Source organism: Streptomyces sp. NPDC057854 (assembly GCF_042797055.1).
Lineage (GTDB): Bacteria > Actinomycetota > Actinomycetes > Streptomycetales > Streptomycetaceae > Streptomyces.
Genome location: NZ_JBHVMF010000015.1, coordinates 51,885 through 66,031 on the forward strand (window position 1 = coordinate 51,885; position 14,147 = coordinate 66,031).

14 protein-coding genes are annotated in these 14,147 nt (G+C 72.7%); 7 read left to right on the plus strand and 7 right to left on the minus strand.

The window, feature by feature from the left end:
- Positions 1-2: 2 nt before the first annotated feature.
- On the minus strand, positions 3-1,115 hold the full coding sequence (locus tag ACFVQZ_RS21810; protein ID WP_383625034.1) for an alpha/beta hydrolase: 1,113 nt from the start codon (positions 1,113-1,115) through the stop codon (positions 3-5).
- Between the two features lie 164 nt (positions 1,116-1,279).
- Here ACFVQZ_RS21810 and ACFVQZ_RS21815 point away from each other — a divergent pair, with 164 nt between their 5' ends.
- The 6 genes from ACFVQZ_RS21815 to ACFVQZ_RS21840 all read left to right on the plus strand — a co-directional run bounded on the left by ACFVQZ_RS21815 (position 1,280) and on the right by ACFVQZ_RS21840 (position 6,109).
- Positions 1,280-3,130, plus strand: a complete 1,851-nt coding sequence (locus ACFVQZ_RS21815) for a phosphatidylglycerol lysyltransferase domain-containing protein (RefSeq protein WP_383625038.1) — start codon at positions 1,280-1,282, stop codon at positions 3,128-3,130.
- Positions 3,131-3,167: 37 nt separating this feature from the next.
- Positions 3,168-4,031 (plus strand): dihydropteroate synthase, encoded by an 864-nt coding sequence (folP, locus tag ACFVQZ_RS21820; RefSeq protein WP_030495865.1) that lies wholly within the window; start codon positions 3,168-3,170, stop codon positions 4,029-4,031.
- Positions 4,028-4,513: a nuclear transport factor 2 family protein gene (locus tag ACFVQZ_RS21825; protein ID WP_030495864.1), complete on the plus strand. Its 486-nt coding sequence runs from the start codon at positions 4,028-4,030 to the stop codon at positions 4,511-4,513. The genes folP and ACFVQZ_RS21825 overlap by 4 nt, the downstream gene beginning before the upstream one ends.
- 112 nt (positions 4,514-4,625) lie before the next feature.
- The gene (gene folB, locus ACFVQZ_RS21830; RefSeq protein WP_030495863.1) at positions 4,626-4,985 is read left to right on the plus strand and encodes a dihydroneopterin aldolase; all 360 of its coding nucleotides are present in this window, start codon (positions 4,626-4,628) and stop codon (positions 4,983-4,985) included.
- Positions 4,982-5,581 carry a 2-amino-4-hydroxy-6-hydroxymethyldihydropteridine diphosphokinase gene (folK, locus tag ACFVQZ_RS21835; protein ID WP_030495862.1) on the plus strand — a complete coding sequence of 200 codons (600 nt, stop codon included), beginning with the start codon at positions 4,982-4,984 and terminating at the stop codon, positions 5,579-5,581. Before folB ends, folK begins: the two co-directional genes overlap by 4 nt.
- Positions 5,582-5,629: 48 nt before the next feature.
- The gene (locus ACFVQZ_RS21840; protein WP_030495861.1) at positions 5,630-6,109 is read left to right on the plus strand and encodes a DUF3180 domain-containing protein; all 480 of its coding nucleotides are present in this window, start codon (positions 5,630-5,632) and stop codon (positions 6,107-6,109) included.
- Positions 6,110-6,127: 18 nt separating this feature from the next.
- On the opposite strand, the gene folE is transcribed toward ACFVQZ_RS21840, so the two are convergent.
- From folE to dacB, 6 genes are all read right to left on the minus strand, one after another.
- Positions 6,128-6,733 (minus strand): GTP cyclohydrolase I FolE, encoded by a 606-nt coding sequence (folE, locus tag ACFVQZ_RS21845; protein ID WP_030495860.1) that lies wholly within the window; start codon positions 6,731-6,733, stop codon positions 6,128-6,130.
- Positions 6,734-6,834: 101 nt separating this feature from the next.
- Positions 6,835-8,847: an ATP-dependent zinc metalloprotease FtsH gene (gene ftsH, locus ACFVQZ_RS21850; protein WP_030495859.1), complete on the minus strand. Its 2,013-nt coding sequence runs from the start codon at positions 8,845-8,847 to the stop codon at positions 6,835-6,837.
- Between the two features lie 185 nt (positions 8,848-9,032).
- Complete coding sequence (gene hpt / locus ACFVQZ_RS21855; RefSeq protein ID WP_030219931.1) at positions 9,033-9,572, minus strand: hypoxanthine phosphoribosyltransferase; 540 nt, start codon at positions 9,570-9,572, stop codon at positions 9,033-9,035.
- Between the two features lie 41 nt (positions 9,573-9,613).
- Positions 9,614-10,630: a tRNA lysidine(34) synthetase TilS gene (gene tilS, locus ACFVQZ_RS21860; protein WP_030495858.1), complete on the minus strand. Its 1,017-nt coding sequence runs from the start codon at positions 10,628-10,630 to the stop codon at positions 9,614-9,616.
- 270 nt (positions 10,631-10,900) lie between these two features.
- On the minus strand, positions 10,901-12,040 hold the full coding sequence (locus ACFVQZ_RS21865; protein WP_030495857.1) for a zinc-dependent metalloprotease: 1,140 nt from the start codon (positions 12,038-12,040) through the stop codon (positions 10,901-10,903).
- Positions 12,041-12,120: 80 nt separating this feature from the next.
- On the minus strand, positions 12,121-13,527 hold the full coding sequence (dacB, locus tag ACFVQZ_RS21870) for a D-alanyl-D-alanine carboxypeptidase/D-alanyl-D-alanine-endopeptidase (protein ID WP_030495856.1): 1,407 nt from the start codon (positions 13,525-13,527) through the stop codon (positions 12,121-12,123).
- A gap of 103 nt (positions 13,528-13,630) precedes the next feature.
- On the opposite strand from dacB, the gene ACFVQZ_RS21875 reads away from it, so the two are divergent.
- Positions 13,631-14,122 carry an inorganic diphosphatase gene (locus ACFVQZ_RS21875; protein ID WP_030495855.1) on the plus strand — a complete coding sequence of 164 codons (492 nt, stop codon included), beginning with the start codon at positions 13,631-13,633 and terminating at the stop codon, positions 14,120-14,122.
- The last annotated feature ends 25 nt before the right edge of the window (positions 14,123-14,147 follow it).

Genomic DNA, 14,147 nt, shown 5'->3' on the forward strand with positions numbered 1-14,147 from the left:
GGTCAGTCCGCCCGCAGCTTCCCGCTCATCCACACCAGGCCGGGCGGGATCTCCCGGTTCCAGGTCGTGAAGTTGTGCCCGCCGCTCTCCAGCGTGATCGAGGAGACCCGCGCCGGGCTCTTCACCTTCCGGATGAACTCCCGCGTCCCCTTCAGGTTCCCCTCGCCCGTCCGCGACGTCGTCACCAGGAACGACGAGGCCGGCTGCGGCCGGTGGTCCAGGCTCCACAGCAGGTCGGCGCGGCGCCGCAGCTCCTGGTCGCCGTGGAAGAGGTCGCCCGTCGTCACGTCCTCCGCCGCCTTGTAGTACGCGGAGAAGCCGGCGCCCGCGGCGAAGCGGTCCGGGTGGTTCAGCACGATCTTCAGCGCGCAGTAGCCGCCCGTCGAGTTCCCCATGAACCCCCAGTTCCGCGGCTTCGTCCCCACCCGGTACGCCCCCGACACCGCCCGCGGCAGGTCCTCGGCGAAGAACGTCTCCGTCCGCGGACCGCCCGGCACGTCCACGCACTCCGTGTCCCGGGGCGGCGCCACCGTCGGCCGCAGCATCACCAGGATCATCGGCTGCATCTTCCCCTCCTGCGCCTGGAGGTACGCCGTCCGCGGGTACTTGAGCCCCTTGATCAGGTTCTCCGCCGTCCCCGGATACCCCGTCAGCACCACCGACGCCGGGAACGACCGCTTCGCGTACCGCTCCTGGAAGTACTCCGGCGGCAGGTACACGAAGGCCGGCGAGGTGATCCCCGACCGGTCGCCCCGGATCACCACCTGCTGGATCTGCCCGCCCACCGACGGCCGCCCGCCGCCCGGCACGTCCAGGGCGCGCGTCCCCACCACCCGTACGTCCTTCGCGCCCGCGCCGTGGTCGACGACCACCCCCATCTCCTGCTCCTGGCCGAACAGGTCCGCCCAGGAGCCGTAGAAGAGGAAGGAACGATTCGCCGCCAGCCCCACCGCCGCGAACAGCGCGAGCTGCGTCGCCAGCAGCAGACCCACCCGGCCGCACACCGGCCGCCACCCCCGCCGCGCCAGCCGGGGCCACAGCACCACCGTGACCGAGAACAGCGCGACCGCCACCGCCACCGCCGTCGCGAGCGCCGCGCCACTGGTGAGACCCATGAGCCGTCCGAACCTTCCTGGTGTGACTCTTTCCCGGACGTCCCGACGACTTCCTGAGAATTTCCCGTACCCGAATGAACCCGCCCCCGCGCAGCCCCGTCCTAAGGGGAGCCCCGAACAGGGCCGGAGAAAACACCACAGAAGAACGGGAAGCGCGGGAAGCGATGTCTGTCACGGTAGATGGGGACAAAACATCATCGGTTCCGGTCCGGGTCCGCCGAATTCTGAGCGGTCCGGCCCCGGAGAAGGTCCCCACCCTCGTCGGTACGGCCTGCACCCTCATCGGACTCCTCGACATCGCCGCCGGGGTCTTCCCCCGGTTCCGCGCCAGCCGGGTCCACGCCCTCGCCGAGGTCCTCCCCGGCACCCTCGGCCCGCTCTCCGCCGCCGTCTCCCTCGGCGCCGGCGTCCTCCTGCTCCTCCTCGCCCACGGCCTCAAGCGGCACAAGCGCCGCGCCTGGCGCGCCGTCGTCCTGCTCCTCCCGCTCGGCGCCGCCGCCCAGTTCGTCTGGCGCCACTCGGTCCTCGGCTCCCTGCTCTCCCTCGCCCTGCTCGCCCTGCTGCTGCGCCACCGCGACCAGTTCGCCGCCCTCCCCGACCCCCGCAGCCGCTGGCGCGCACTCGCCAACTTCGTCGTCATGGGCGCCGGCTCGCTCGCCCTCGGCCTCGTCGTCGTCAGCGCCCACCCCCGCCGCGTCGTCGGCGACCCCAGCCTCACCGACCGCCTCGAACACGTCCTCCTCGGACTCGTCGGCGTCGAAGGCCCCGTCGCCTACACCCACGGCGTCGACTGGACCGTCGGCTACTCCCTCGGCGCCCTCGGCATGCTCACCGCCCTCACCACCCTCTACCTCGCCCTCCGCCCCGAACACCCCGCCGCCCGCCTCACCCCCGACGACGAGACCCGGCTCCGCGCCCTCCTCGACCGGCACGGCGGACGCGACTCCCTCGGCCACTTCGCCCTCCGCCACGACAAGGGCGTCGTCTTCTCCCCCAGCGGCAAGGCCGCCGTCTGCTACCGCGTCGTCTCCGGCGTCATGCTCGCCAGCGGCGACCCCATCGGCGACGTCGAAGCCTGGCCCGGCGCCATCGAACGCTTCATGGACGAGGCCCGCGCCCACTCCTGGACCCCCGCCGTCATGGGCTGCTCCGAGACCGGCGGACAGGTCTGGACCCGCGAGACCGGCCTCGACGCCCTCGAACTCGGCGACGAGGCCGTCATCGACGTCGACGCCTTCTCCCTCTCCGGCCGCGCCATGCGCAACGTCCGCCAGATGGTCAAGCGGATCGAGCGGAACGGCTACACCACCCGCGTCCGCCGCGTCCGCGACCTCGACGACGACGAACTCGACCTCGTCCGCCGCGCCGCCGCCGACTGGCGCGGCACCGACACCGAACGCGGCTTCTCCATGGCCCTCGGCCGCATCGGCGCCCCCGGCGACGGCGACGCCGTCATAGCGACCGCCCATCTCACCGACCCCGACGGCACCCCCGAAAGCCCCTACGGCGACCTCAAAGCCATGATCCACTTCGTGCCCTGGGGCCCCGACGGCATGTCCCTGGAGCTCATGCGCCGCGACCGCTCCGCCGACCCCGGCATGAACGAACTCCTCATCGTCGCCGCCCTCCAGGCCGCCCCCGCCCTCGGCATCCGGCGCGTCTCCCTCAACTTCGCCATGTTCCGCTCCACCCTCGCCCGCGGCGAACGCATCGGCGCCGGCCCCGTCCTCCGCCTCTGGCGCGGCCTGCTCCTCTTCCTCTCCCGCTGGTTCCAGATCGAGTCCCTCTACAAGTTCAACGCCAAGTTCCAGCCACGCTGGGAACCCCGCTTCGTCGTCTACCGCGCCGGCCGCGACCTCCCCCGCATCGGCCTCGCCGCCATGCAGGCCGAAGGCTTCCTCACCCTCGCCCTGCCCCGCCCCTTCGCCCGCCGCCGCCCCGCCAGGACGCCCCGCCCCTGCGCCCACGTCGTCCCCCCGCGCGGCAGCCGCGAGCAGGAGGTCAGCACGGCCTGAAACCGCCCCTCGCCCCGGCGGGCCCTACGCTGGTCGTATGAGTACGACGATCGACCGGGGCGCCCCCCTCGGCCTTCCCGAGTGGGACCGCTGCGCGGTCATGGGCGTGGTCAACGTGACCCCGGACTCCTTCTCCGACGGCGGCCGGTGGTTCGACACCACCGCCGCCGTCAAGCACGGCCTCGACCTCGTCGCCCAGGGCGCCGACCTCGTCGACGTCGGCGGCGAGTCCACCCGCCCCGGCGCCACCCGCGTCGACGAGGACGAAGAGCTCCGCCGGGTCGTCCCCGTCGTCCGCGGCCTCGCCGCCGAAGGCGTCACCGTCTCCGTCGACACCATGCGCGCCTCCGTCGCCGCCGCCGCCGTCGCCGCGGGCGCCACCCTCGTCAACGACGTCAGCGGCGGCCTCGCCGACCCCGCCATGGTCCCCGCCGTCGCCGCCGCCGAGGTCCCCTTCGTCGTCATGCACTGGCGCGGCTTCAGCGAGTCCATGAACAGCCTCGCCGTCTACGACGACGTCGTCACCGAGGTCGTCACCGAACTCCGCACCCGCATGGAGGCCGTCGTCGACGGCGGCATCGCCCCCGAGCGGATCGTCATCGACCCCGGCCTCGGCTTCGCCAAGCTCGCCCCCCACGACCTCGCCCTCGTCGCCCACCTCCCCGAGCTCCGCGCCCTCGGCCGCCCCCTCCTCGTCGCCGCCTCCCGCAAGCGCTTCCTCGGCCACGTCCTCACCCGCGAACCCGGCGCCGCCCCGCCGCCCGCCCGCGAACGCGACGCCGCCACCGCCGCCGTCTCCGCCCTCGCCGCCCACGAGGGCGCCTGGGCCGTCCGCGTCCACGAGGTCCGCGCCACCGCCGACGCCGTCCGCGTCGCCCGCGCCGTCGAAGGAGCCCGGTGACCCCGGCCCGCGAGGCCGACCGGGCGGCCGTGGAGGCCGCCAACACCGCCTTCTACGCCGCCATGGAGGAGGGCGACTTCGACCGGCTCGAAGACCTCTGGCTCGACGACGGCGCCACCGACATCTCCTGCGTCCACCCCGGCTGGCCCGTCCTCACCGGCCGCGGCGAGGTGCTCCGCTCGTACGCGCTGATCATGGCGCACACCGACTACATCCAGTTCTTCCTCACCGACGTCCGGGTCTCCCTCTCCGGCGACACCGCGCTCGTCACCTGCACCGAGAACATCCTCAGCGGCGGCCCCGCCGAGGACGGCGACGAACTCGGCCCCCTCGTCGGACAGCTCGTCGTCGCCACCAACGCCTTCCGCCGCACCCCCGAGGGCTGGCGGATCTGGTCCCACCACGCCTCCCCCGTCCTCGCCGGACCCGACGACGACACGCCCCCCGCGCCCGGCGCCGACGACCCCGGCCCCATCGCCTGACGGCCCCCGACAGCCGACGCTGTCGGTGCCCGCAGGTAGATTCGATGGTGGACACCCGGCCGTCCGCACCCGGCCGCGTGCCTCCGCACCTACGACAGCAGGAGTGATTCGCGTGGATCGTGTCGCGCTGCGCGGCCTCAAGGCCCGAGGTCACCACGGCGTCTTCCCCAAGGAGCGCGAGGAGGGGCAGACCTTCATCGTGGACCTGGTCCTCGGCCTCGACACCCGCCCGGCGGCCGCCGACGACGACCTCACCAAGACCGTCCACTACGGCGTCGTCGCCGAAGAGGTCGTCGACGTCGTCCAGGGTGAGCCCGTCGACCTGATCGAGACCCTCGCCGAGCGCATCGCCCAGCAGTGCCTCAGCCACGCCGGCGTCCAGGAGGTGGAGGTGGTCGTGCACAAGCCCGACGCCCCCATCACCGTCCCCTTCGACGACGTCACCGTCACGATCACCCGGAGCCGACGATGAAGCCGACCCAGAGCGACCCCACCGTCCAGCCCGTGCCGGCGTCGGTCGTCGCCGCCGTCGACGCCGCCGACAGCACCCTCTCCAACCCGCGCTGGGCCGTCGTCGCCCTCGGCGCCAACCTCGGCAACCGCCTGGAGAACCTCCAGGGAGCCCTCGACGCCCTCGCCGACACCCCCGGCCTCCGCGTCAAGGCCGTCTCCCCCGTCTACGAGACCGAGCCCTGGGGCGTCGAGCCCGGCAGCCAGCCGTCGTACCTCAACGCCGTCGCCCTCGTGAAGACCACCCTCCCGCCCTCCTCCCTCCTGGAGCGCGCCCAGGCGGTCGAGGAAGCGTTTCTGCGCGTCCGGGACGAGCGCTGGGGCGCCCGCACCCTGGACGTCGACATCATCGCGTACGCGGACACCGTCTCCGACGACCCCGTCCTCACCCTCCCGCACCCCCGCGCCCACCAGCGCGCCTTCGTCCTCGCCCCGTGGCACGACGTCGACCCCGAGGCCCAGCTCCCCGGCCACGGCCCGGTCGCGGCCCTCCTCGCCGCCGCCGACCGCACCGGCGTGACGCCCCGGACCGACCTGGAACTCCGTCTCCCCGAGTAGTCGTTACGCTACGTGGCAGACCACCCGCGACCACGTGAAGGACTCCCGGTGAAACAACTGCGGCTCAAGGTGCTCGCCGGACTCTTCGTCGCCGCCGGCATCCTCTCCTGGGGCGGCGCCCGCCTCTGGAACTCGGTCGGCACGCTCCCCAGCGTGCCGCTCGCCGCGCCCGTCGTCCTCGCCGTGATCGCGGTGGTCCTCACCGCCACCGCCCTCTCCCTCCGGGCCCGCCTCAAGGCCCAGCGGGAGCGCCGCCCCGGCGCCAAGGGCGTCGAGCCCCTGATGGCCGCCCGCGCGGTCGTCTTCGGCCAGGCCAGCGCCCTGGTCGCCGCCCTCGTCGCCGGCCTCTACGGCGGCGTGGGCGTCTTCCTCCTCGGCTCCCTCGACGTCCCCGCCCGCCGCGACCAGGCCCTCTACGCCGCCGCCGCGGTCGCCGCCGCCTTCGCCGTCATCGCCGCCGCCCTCTTCCTGGAACGCGTCTGCAAACTCCCCGAGGACGACGAAGGCCCGGGCGGCGCCCGGGCCTGAGGCCGTTCTCCCCGCGCGTCAGCGGGCCATGATGAGGCTCATCGCCTCGGCCCGGGTCGCGGGGTCGCGCAGCTGTCCCCGGACCGCCGAGGTGATGGTCTTCGCACCCGGCTTGCGGATCCCGCGCATCGACATGCACATGTGCTCGCACTCGAAGACCACGATGACGCCGCGCGGCTCCAGGATCTCCATCAGCGAATCCGCCACCTGGGTGGTGAGACGTTCCTGCACCTGCGGGCGGCGGGCGTAGACGTCGACGAGCCGGGCCAGCTTCGACAGCCCCGTGATCTTGCCGGTGGTGGAGGGGATGTACCCCACGTGGGCCACCCCGCGGAACGGGACGAGGTGGTGCTCACAGGTCGAGTACACCTCGATGTCCTTGACCAGCACCATCTCGTCGTGACCCAGGTCGAACGTGGTGGTCAGCACGTCCTCGGGCTGCTGCCACAGCCCGGCGAAGATCTCCTTGTACGCCCGCGCCACCCGCGCCGGCGTCTCGCGCAGGCCCTCGCGGTCCGGGTCCTCGCCGACCGCGATGAGGAGCTCGCGTACGGCGGCCTCGGCGCGCTTCTCGTCGAACTCGCCGATGGTTCCCTCGCCGTCCAGCGTCACCGGGTCGGTCATCTGTGCCTCGTTCCGTCTGGTCTGACTTGGCGCGAAAAAGGGCCGCGCCCTCACAGGCTAGATCCTGGGAGGGCGCGGCTTCCATTCCGGGGGGCCGGGGGTCAGGGCTCCGGGGTGTCCTCCGGGGCGACCTCGATGCCCTTGGTGGTGTCCACCGCGGCCGTGCCGTTCGCGCTGTTCGTCAGGGCCAGCTCCTTGGGGGAGAGGACCGGCGGGCGCGTGGACGGGGTGCGGCGGGACGAGCCGGTCCAGGCCGGGCGGGCCGGGCGCTTGACGATCGGCGCGAAGATCTCGGCGATCTCCTCCTTGCCCAGGGTCTCCTTCTCCAGGAGGGCCAGGACCAGGTTGTCGAGGACGTCGCGGTTCTCGACCAGGATCTCCCACGCCTCGTTGTGCGCGGTCTCGATGAGCTTCTTGACCTCTTCGTCGACGAGCGCGGCGACCTCTTCGGAGTAGTCGCGCTGGTGCGACATCTCGCGGCCCAGGAAGGGCTCGGTGTTGTCGCCGCCGAACTTGATGGCGCCGAGCCGCTCGGTCATGCCGTACTGGGTGACCATCGCGCGGGCGGTGGCCGTGGCCTTCTCGATGTCGTTCGCGGCGCCGGTGGTCGGGTCGTGGAAGACCAGTTCCTCCGCCGCCCGGCCGCCCAGCATGTAGGCGAGCTGGTCGAGCATCTCGTTGCGGGTGGTGGAGTACTTGTCCTCGTCCGGGAGGACCATCGTGTAGCCCAGGGCGCGGCCGCGGGACAGGATGGTGATCTTGTGGACGGGGTCGGCGTTCGGGGAGGCCGCCGCGACCAGGGCGTGGCCGCCCTCGTGGTACGCGGTGATCTTCTTCTCCTTGTCCGACATGATCCGGGTCCGCTTCTGCGGGCCCGCGACCACGCGGTCGATCGCCTCGTCCAGCATGTGGTTGTCGATCAGCTTCTTGTCCGAGCGGGCGGTGAGGAGCGCCGCCTCGTTGAGGACGTTGGAGAGATCGGCACCGGTGAAGCCGGGGGTGCGGCGGGCGACGGCGCCCAGGTCGACGTCGGGCGCGACCGGCTTGCCCTTCTGGTGGACCTTGAGGATCTCCAGTCGGCCCTGCATGTCGGGGCGGTCGACGGCGATCTGCCGGTCGAAGCGGCCCGGGCGCAGGAGGGCGGGGTCGAGGATGTCGGGCCGGTTGGTGGCGGCGATGAGGATGACGCCGCCCTTCACGTCGAAGCCGTCCATCTCGACCAGGAGCTGGTTGAGGGTCTGCTCGCGCTCGTCGTGTCCGCCGCCGAGGCCGGCGCCGCGGTGGCGGCCGACCGCGTCGATCTCGTCGACGAAGACGATGGCCGGGGCGTTGGCCTTGGCCTGCTCGAAGAGGTCGCGGACGCGGCTGGCGCCGACGCCGACGAACATCTCGACGAAGTCGGAGCCGGAGATCGAGTAGAAGGGCACGCCAGCCTCGCCGGCGACGGCGCGCGCGAGGAGCGTCTTGCCGGTGCCGGGCGGGCCGTAGAGGAGGACGCCCTTGGGGATCTTGGCGCCGACGGCCTGGAACTTGGCGGGCTCCTGGAGGAACTCCTTGATCTCGTGGAGTTCCTCGACGGCCTCGTCCGAGCCGGCGACGTCGGCGAAGGTGGTCTTCGGGGTGTCCTTGGTGATGAGCTTGGCCTTGGACTTGCCGAAGTTCATGACCCGGCTGCCGCCGCCCTGCATCTGGTTCATCAGGAAGAGGAAGACGACCACGATGAGGACGAAGGGGAGGAGCGAGAGCAGGATCGAGACGAAGGGCGACTGCTTCGTCGGGGAGACGGTGTAGCCCTTCTCGATCTGTCCGGCCTCGAACTTCTCCTGCAGCTTGTCGGCGATGTCGACGCCCTGGCTGCCGATGTAGCTGGCCTGGACCTTGCTGCTGCCGTCGATCTTCGTGTCGCCGGTGAGCTCGATCTTGACGAACTGCTCGTCACCGGTGGTGATCTTTGCCTGCTTGACCTGGTTCTTGTCGATCGCCTGGACGACCTTGCCGGTGTCCACCGTCTTGTAGCCCTCGGACGAGCCGACGACCTGCATCAGCACGACCACGGCGAGGACGGCCAGCACGATCCACATGACCGGCCCACGGAAGTATCGCTTCACGTCCATCCATACGGGGCGCGAGCGCCCCGTCCCTCCTGCCCGTAGGTAAATGCCTCTGTGAGAAATGCGGTGTGAAAAGCGGTGTGAGAAAAGCTGTTCTTCGGACGGTACCTCAGCATCGTCGCCCGCGACCGCCTTCCCGTGGTTCAACGGGGGGAAGGCGGTGCGGGTTCCCCGGGGAGGGGGGCGGTTCAGCCGCCGTAGACGTGCGGGGCGAGGGTGCCGACGAAGGGGAGGTTGCGGTACTTCTCCGCGTAGTCGAGGCCGTAGCCGACGACGAACTCGTTCGGGATGTCGAAGCCGATCCACTTGACGTCGATGGCGACCTTGGCGGCCTCGGGCTTGCGCAGCAGGGTGCAGACCTCCAGGGAGGCCGGCTCGCGCGAGCCGAGGTTCGACAGAAGCCAGGAGAGCGTCAGGCCGGAGTCGATGATGTCCTCGACGATCAGGACGTGCTTGCCCTTGATGTCGGTGTCGAGGTCCTTGAGGATGCGGACGACGCCCGAGGACTGGGTGCCGGCGCCGTAGGAGGAGACGGCCATCCAGTCCATGGTGACGGGGGTGGACAGGGCGCGTGCCAGGTCCGCCATCACCATCACGGCGCCCTTGAGGACGCCGACGATGAGCAGGTCCTTGCCCGCGTATTCCGCGTCGATCTTCGCGGCCAGCTCGGCCAGCTTCGCGTCGATCTCTTCCTTGGTGATGAGCACCGACTGGAGGTCGGTGCCCATGTCCTTCTCGTTCACCCGGGTCACTTTCGTTGCAGCGTGCGTCAGCCTTGCCGGATGACCAGTCTGCCACCCTGGCGGCGGGCTTCGACGCGGCCGGGCAGGTTGATGGCGCCCTGGCCGCGCCATCCGGTGATGAGCCGGTCGAGTTCTTCGATGTGGCGGGCGAAGAGGGAGCCGGCGGGGGCGCCCTCGGCGATGACGGCCCGGCGCAGGACGCGGCGGCGTACGGCGGGGGGCAGTCCGTGGAGCTTGTCGCAGGCGAGGGCGCCGGCTTCGTCGCGTACGGCGGTCTCGGCGTCGGCGGCCCAGGTGTCGAGGGCGTCGGCGTCGTCGCGGGAGAGCTGGGCCGTCCGGGCGAGGGCTTCGACGACGCCCTTGCCGAGTGCCTTCTCCAGGGCGGGGAGACCTTCGTGGCGGAGGCGGGAGCGGGTGTAGGCGGGGTCGCTGTTGTGGGGGTCGTCCCAGACGGCGAGTTCCTGGGCGATGCACGCCGTGCGGACGGTCTGGCGGTCGAGCTGGAGGAAGGGGCGGCGGTAGCGGCCGTGGGTGCCGGAGACGGCGGCCATGCCGGAGAGGGAGCGGATGCCGGAGCCGCGGGCGAGGCCGAGGAGGACGGTCTCGGCCTGGTCGTCGCGGGTGTGTCCGAGGAGGATCGCGGCGGCGCCGTGGCGTTCGGCGGCGGCGTCGAGGGCGGCGTACCGGGCGTCGCGGGCGGCGGCCTCGGGGCCGCCTTCGCGGCCGACGGTGACGGACACGGCTTCGGCGGGGGCGAGGCCGAGGGCGGTCATGCGGCCGGCGACCTCGTCGGCGCGGGCGGTGGAGCCGTCCTGGAGGCCGTGGTCGACGGTGACGCCTCCGGCGCGGAGGGGGAGTTTGCGCGCCTCGAAGGCGAGGGCGGAGGCGAGCGCCATGGAGTCGGCTCCGCCGGAGCAGGCGACGAGCACGAGGGGGTGCGTGTCGCGGGGGGCGGCGGGGTCGGTGGGGTGCTCGGTGAGGACGTCGTGGAGTACGCGGCGGACCGCCAGGCGTATCGCCGCGACCGCAGGATGGGGACCCATGGTTCGGTGCCCTTCGTGAATGGGGTGGGGTGCCTCGGTCGGAGTGTTAACGGTCGGAATGGGGTGTTCGGTCACTCAGAGTGCGTCGATGGTGACAGAAACGTGGCCCTTACCCGAGCATTGCACGCCTCACCCCACGGCCAGGGTCCCTCGGATGGGTGATTGGTGGGGTGTGCGCCGGTGTCGTGGTGCCGTGCGGCGCTTCCGCCCCGGGAGTCTGCCGTACGGTTCGGCCCCGCGCCGGGGCCGGCCGTGCGGTCCGGCCTCGTGTCAGGAGTCGGCCCGGCGGTGCACGCGGGCGATCCAGTCGGCGGGGGCGGCGATCTCGCTCTTGGTGGGGAGGGTGTTGGGGGAGGTCCAGACGCGGTTGAAGCCGTCCATGCCGACCTCGTCGACGACGGCGCGGACGAAGCGTTCGCCGTCGCGGTACTGGCGGAGCTTGGCGTCGAGGCCGAGGAGCTTGCGGAGGGCGAGGTCGAGGCGGGAGGCGCCGCGGGCGCGGCGCTGCTGGAACTTCTCGCGGATCTCGGCGACGGAGGGGACGACCTGGGGGCCGACGCCGTCCATGACGTAGTCGGCGTGGCCTTCGAGCAGGGACATGACGGCGGTGAGGCGGCCGAGGATCTCGCGCTGCTCGGGGGTCTGGACGAGTTCGACGAGGGAGGGTGCGGGGTCGCCCTCCTCGGCTTCGGGGCGTCCGCCGGCGAGGGTCTGGGCGGCTTCGCGGAGGCGTTCGAGGAAGGTGCCCGGGTCGACGTCGGTGGCGGCGAGGAATGTCTGGATCTCGCCCTGGAGGTGGTCGCGGAGCCAGGGGACGGCGGTGAACTGGGTGCGGTGGGTCTCCTCGTGGAGGCAGACCCAGAGCCGGAAGTCGTGCGGGGAGACGGCCAGCTCGCGTTCGACGTGGACGATGTTGGGGGCGACGAGGAGGAGCCGTCCGCCGCCTTCGGGGGCGCCGGGGAGGTCGCGGGTGACGGGGGCGAAGGTCTCGTACTGGCCGAGGATGCGGGAGGCCAGGAAGGAGAGCAGCATGCCGAGCTCGACGCCGGTGACCTTGCCGCCGACGGCGCCGAGGACGGCGCCGCCCGGGGTGTCGGCGCGGCGTTCGCGCATCTTGCCGAGGAGCGGGGTGAGGAGTTCGCGGAAGCCGGCGACGTTGGCCTTGATCCAGCCGGCGCGGTCGACGACGAGGACGGGCGTGTCGTGGGCGGTGCCGTCCTCGGGGAGCATCCGGGTGTAGGCGCGGACGTGTTCCTCGGCGGCCTTGGCGTGCCTGCGGAGTTCGGCGACGACGGCGCGGGCCTCGTCGCGGCCGACGTCGGGGCCGGGTCGGACCAGCCTGGTCGCGGTCGCCACCGCGAGGTTCCAGTCGACCATTCCGGACGTGCCTGCACCACCGATGCTCGTCATGTGTCAACCGTACGGGTTCGGGGCGGGTTCGGGCCCGGTCCGGCGGGTGGTGCCGGGCCGGTTCCGGCCGGTCGCGGGTGTCATTTCTGGCCGGTGAGGGCGGCGGAGAGGCGGTCGAGGGCGGGCTGGGCGAGGTCCGGGGAGGGGGTGCGGCCGGCGAGGAACGCGAAGGCGAGGAGGCGTCCGTCGGCGGTGACGACGGTGCCGGCGAGGGTGTTGACGCCGGTGAGGGTGCCGGTCTTGGCGCGGACGAGTCCGGCGCCGGCGGGGGCCTGGCCGAAGCGGCCGGCGAGGGTGCCGGTGAAGCCGCCGACGGGGAGGCCGGTGAGGAGGGGCCGCAGCTCGGGCCGGGCGGGGTCGGCCGCCCGGGTGAGGAGGCCGGTGAGAAGGGCGGCGGAGACGCGGTCGCGGCGGTCGAGGCCGCTGCCGTCGGCGAAGCGGGCGCCGGCGAGCGGGAGGCCGAGGGTGCCGAGCTGGTCGCGGACGGCCTTCTCGGCGCCGCGGAAGGAGGCGGGCTGCTCGCGGGCGAGGGCGGTCTGCCGGGCGAGGGCCTCGGCGAGGTCGTTGTCGCTCTGGGTGAGGGTGCGCTCGACGAGGTCGGCGAGCGGGGCGGAGTGGGTACGGGCGACGGGGGCGCCCTTCGGGGTGCGGCCGGGCGCGGGGGTGCCGGTGACCGCGACGCCGGCGTCGGCGAGATGGGCGGCGAAGGCGGTGGCGGTGTCCCGGGCGGGGTCGCCGGAGCGGGGGGCGGGGCCGCTGTCGCTGTCGTCGAGGCGGCCCGCCCGGGTCATGAGGGCGGTGACGGGGGCGAGGTTCTCGTTGGGGCCGATGGGGTGGCGGGCGGGGCCCTGGTAGAGGCTCGTGTCGTAGGCGAGGCGTACGGAGGTGCGGCCGCGCTGGGTGAGGGCGCGGGCGGTGTCGGCGGCGAGGGCCTTCAGCCGGGCGTCGTCGAGGGTGGGGTCGCCGCCGCCGGTGAGGGTGACCGCGGTGCCGTCGGGGGCGGCGGTGACGGTGGTGGCGATGCGGTGGTCGGCGCCGAGGGCGGAGAGGGCCGCGGCGGCGGTGGCGATCTTGACGGTGGAGGCCGGTGTCATGGGGGTGCCGGCGCCCTCCCCGTACAGCTGCTTCCCGGTGGCGGTGTCGACGACGGAGGCGGTGCGCGCGGTGCCGAGGCCGGGGTCGGCCAGGAGGGGGACGAGGGTCCGGGCGAGGTCGGCGGGGCGGCCGGCGGCGGCGGGTTCCGGCAGGGCGGTGAGGACGCCGGGGGCGCTGGGCGCGGGGGCGGGTTCGGCGGGCTTCGGGGCGGCGGGGGCGGCGGCCGGGCCGGGGTGACGCTCGCCACCCGTCGCGGGGGCGGCGGCGCGGGCCCGCTCGGCCGTACGCTGGCCTCCGTCCCAGGGGCCTGCCGCGGTCGCCGCCGCGGCGGCGAGAGCCAGACCGAGCACGGCGGAGCCCGCCGTGAGCTGCCACACCCTCGGCTCCGGCATAGCTGACCAGCCCCTTTCGCGATCACGTACGTGCGTGAGAGACACTTAATCACCGCGCGTCGTCGCGAGCATTCACTTGTGTTGATTCAGGAGGAGCCCCACCGTGGAGTTCGACGTTCTCATCGAGATCCCCAAGGGATCGCGGAACAAGTACGAGGTCGACCACGAGACCGGTCGCATCCGTCTGGACCGTCGCCTCTTCACGTCGACGGCCTACCCGACCGACTACGGCTACGTGGAGAACACCCTCGGCGAGGACGGCGACCCGCTGGACGCGCTGGTCATCCTCGACGAGCCCACCTTCCCGGGCTGCCTCATCAAGTGCCGCGCCATCGGCATGTTCCGCATGACGGACGAGGCCGGCGGCGACGACAAGCTGCTGTGCGTGCCGGCGACGGACCCGCGGATGGAGCACCTGCGCGACATCCACCACGTGCCGGAGTTCGACCGCCTGGAGATCCAGCACTTCTTCGAGGTCTACAAGGACCTGGAGCCGGGCAAGTCGGTCGAGGGCGCCGACTGGGTCGGCCGCGCCGAGGCCGAGGCCGAGATCGAGAAGTCGATCGCGCGCGCCAAGGAGCAGGGCGCTCACTGACGCCCGGGGTCCTTCACGGAAGGCG

What these genes read in the sequence shown, in the direction of transcription:
- ACFVQZ_RS21810 (WP_383625034.1), bottom strand. Translation starts at nt 1,115, where the DNA reads ATGGGTCTCACCAGTGGCGCGGCGCTCGCGACGGCGGTGGCGGTGGCG.
- ACFVQZ_RS21815 (WP_383625038.1), top strand. Translation starts at nt 1,280, where the DNA reads ATGTCTGTCACGGTAGATGGGGACAAAACATCATCGGTTCCGGTCCGG.
- folP (WP_030495865.1), top strand. Translation starts at nt 3,168, where the DNA reads ATGAGTACGACGATCGACCGGGGCGCCCCCCTCGGCCTTCCCGAGTGG.
- folK (WP_030495862.1), top strand. Translation starts at nt 4,982, where the DNA reads ATGAAGCCGACCCAGAGCGACCCCACCGTCCAGCCCGTGCCGGCGTCG.
- folE (WP_030495860.1), bottom strand. Translation starts at nt 6,733, where the DNA reads ATGACCGACCCGGTGACGCTGGACGGCGAGGGAACCATCGGCGAGTTC.
- ftsH (WP_030495859.1), bottom strand. Translation starts at nt 8,847, where the DNA reads ATGGACGTGAAGCGATACTTCCGTGGGCCGGTCATGTGGATCGTGCTG.
- hpt (WP_030219931.1), bottom strand. Translation starts at nt 9,572, where the DNA reads ATGGGCACCGACCTCCAGTCGGTGCTCATCACCAAGGAAGAGATCGAC.
- tilS (WP_030495858.1), bottom strand. Translation starts at nt 10,630, where the DNA reads ATGGGTCCCCATCCTGCGGTCGCGGCGATACGCCTGGCGGTCCGCCGC.
- ACFVQZ_RS21865 (WP_030495857.1), bottom strand. Translation starts at nt 12,040, where the DNA reads ATGACGAGCATCGGTGGTGCAGGCACGTCCGGAATGGTCGACTGGAAC.
- dacB (WP_030495856.1), bottom strand. Translation starts at nt 13,527, where the DNA reads ATGCCGGAGCCGAGGGTGTGGCAGCTCACGGCGGGCTCCGCCGTGCTC.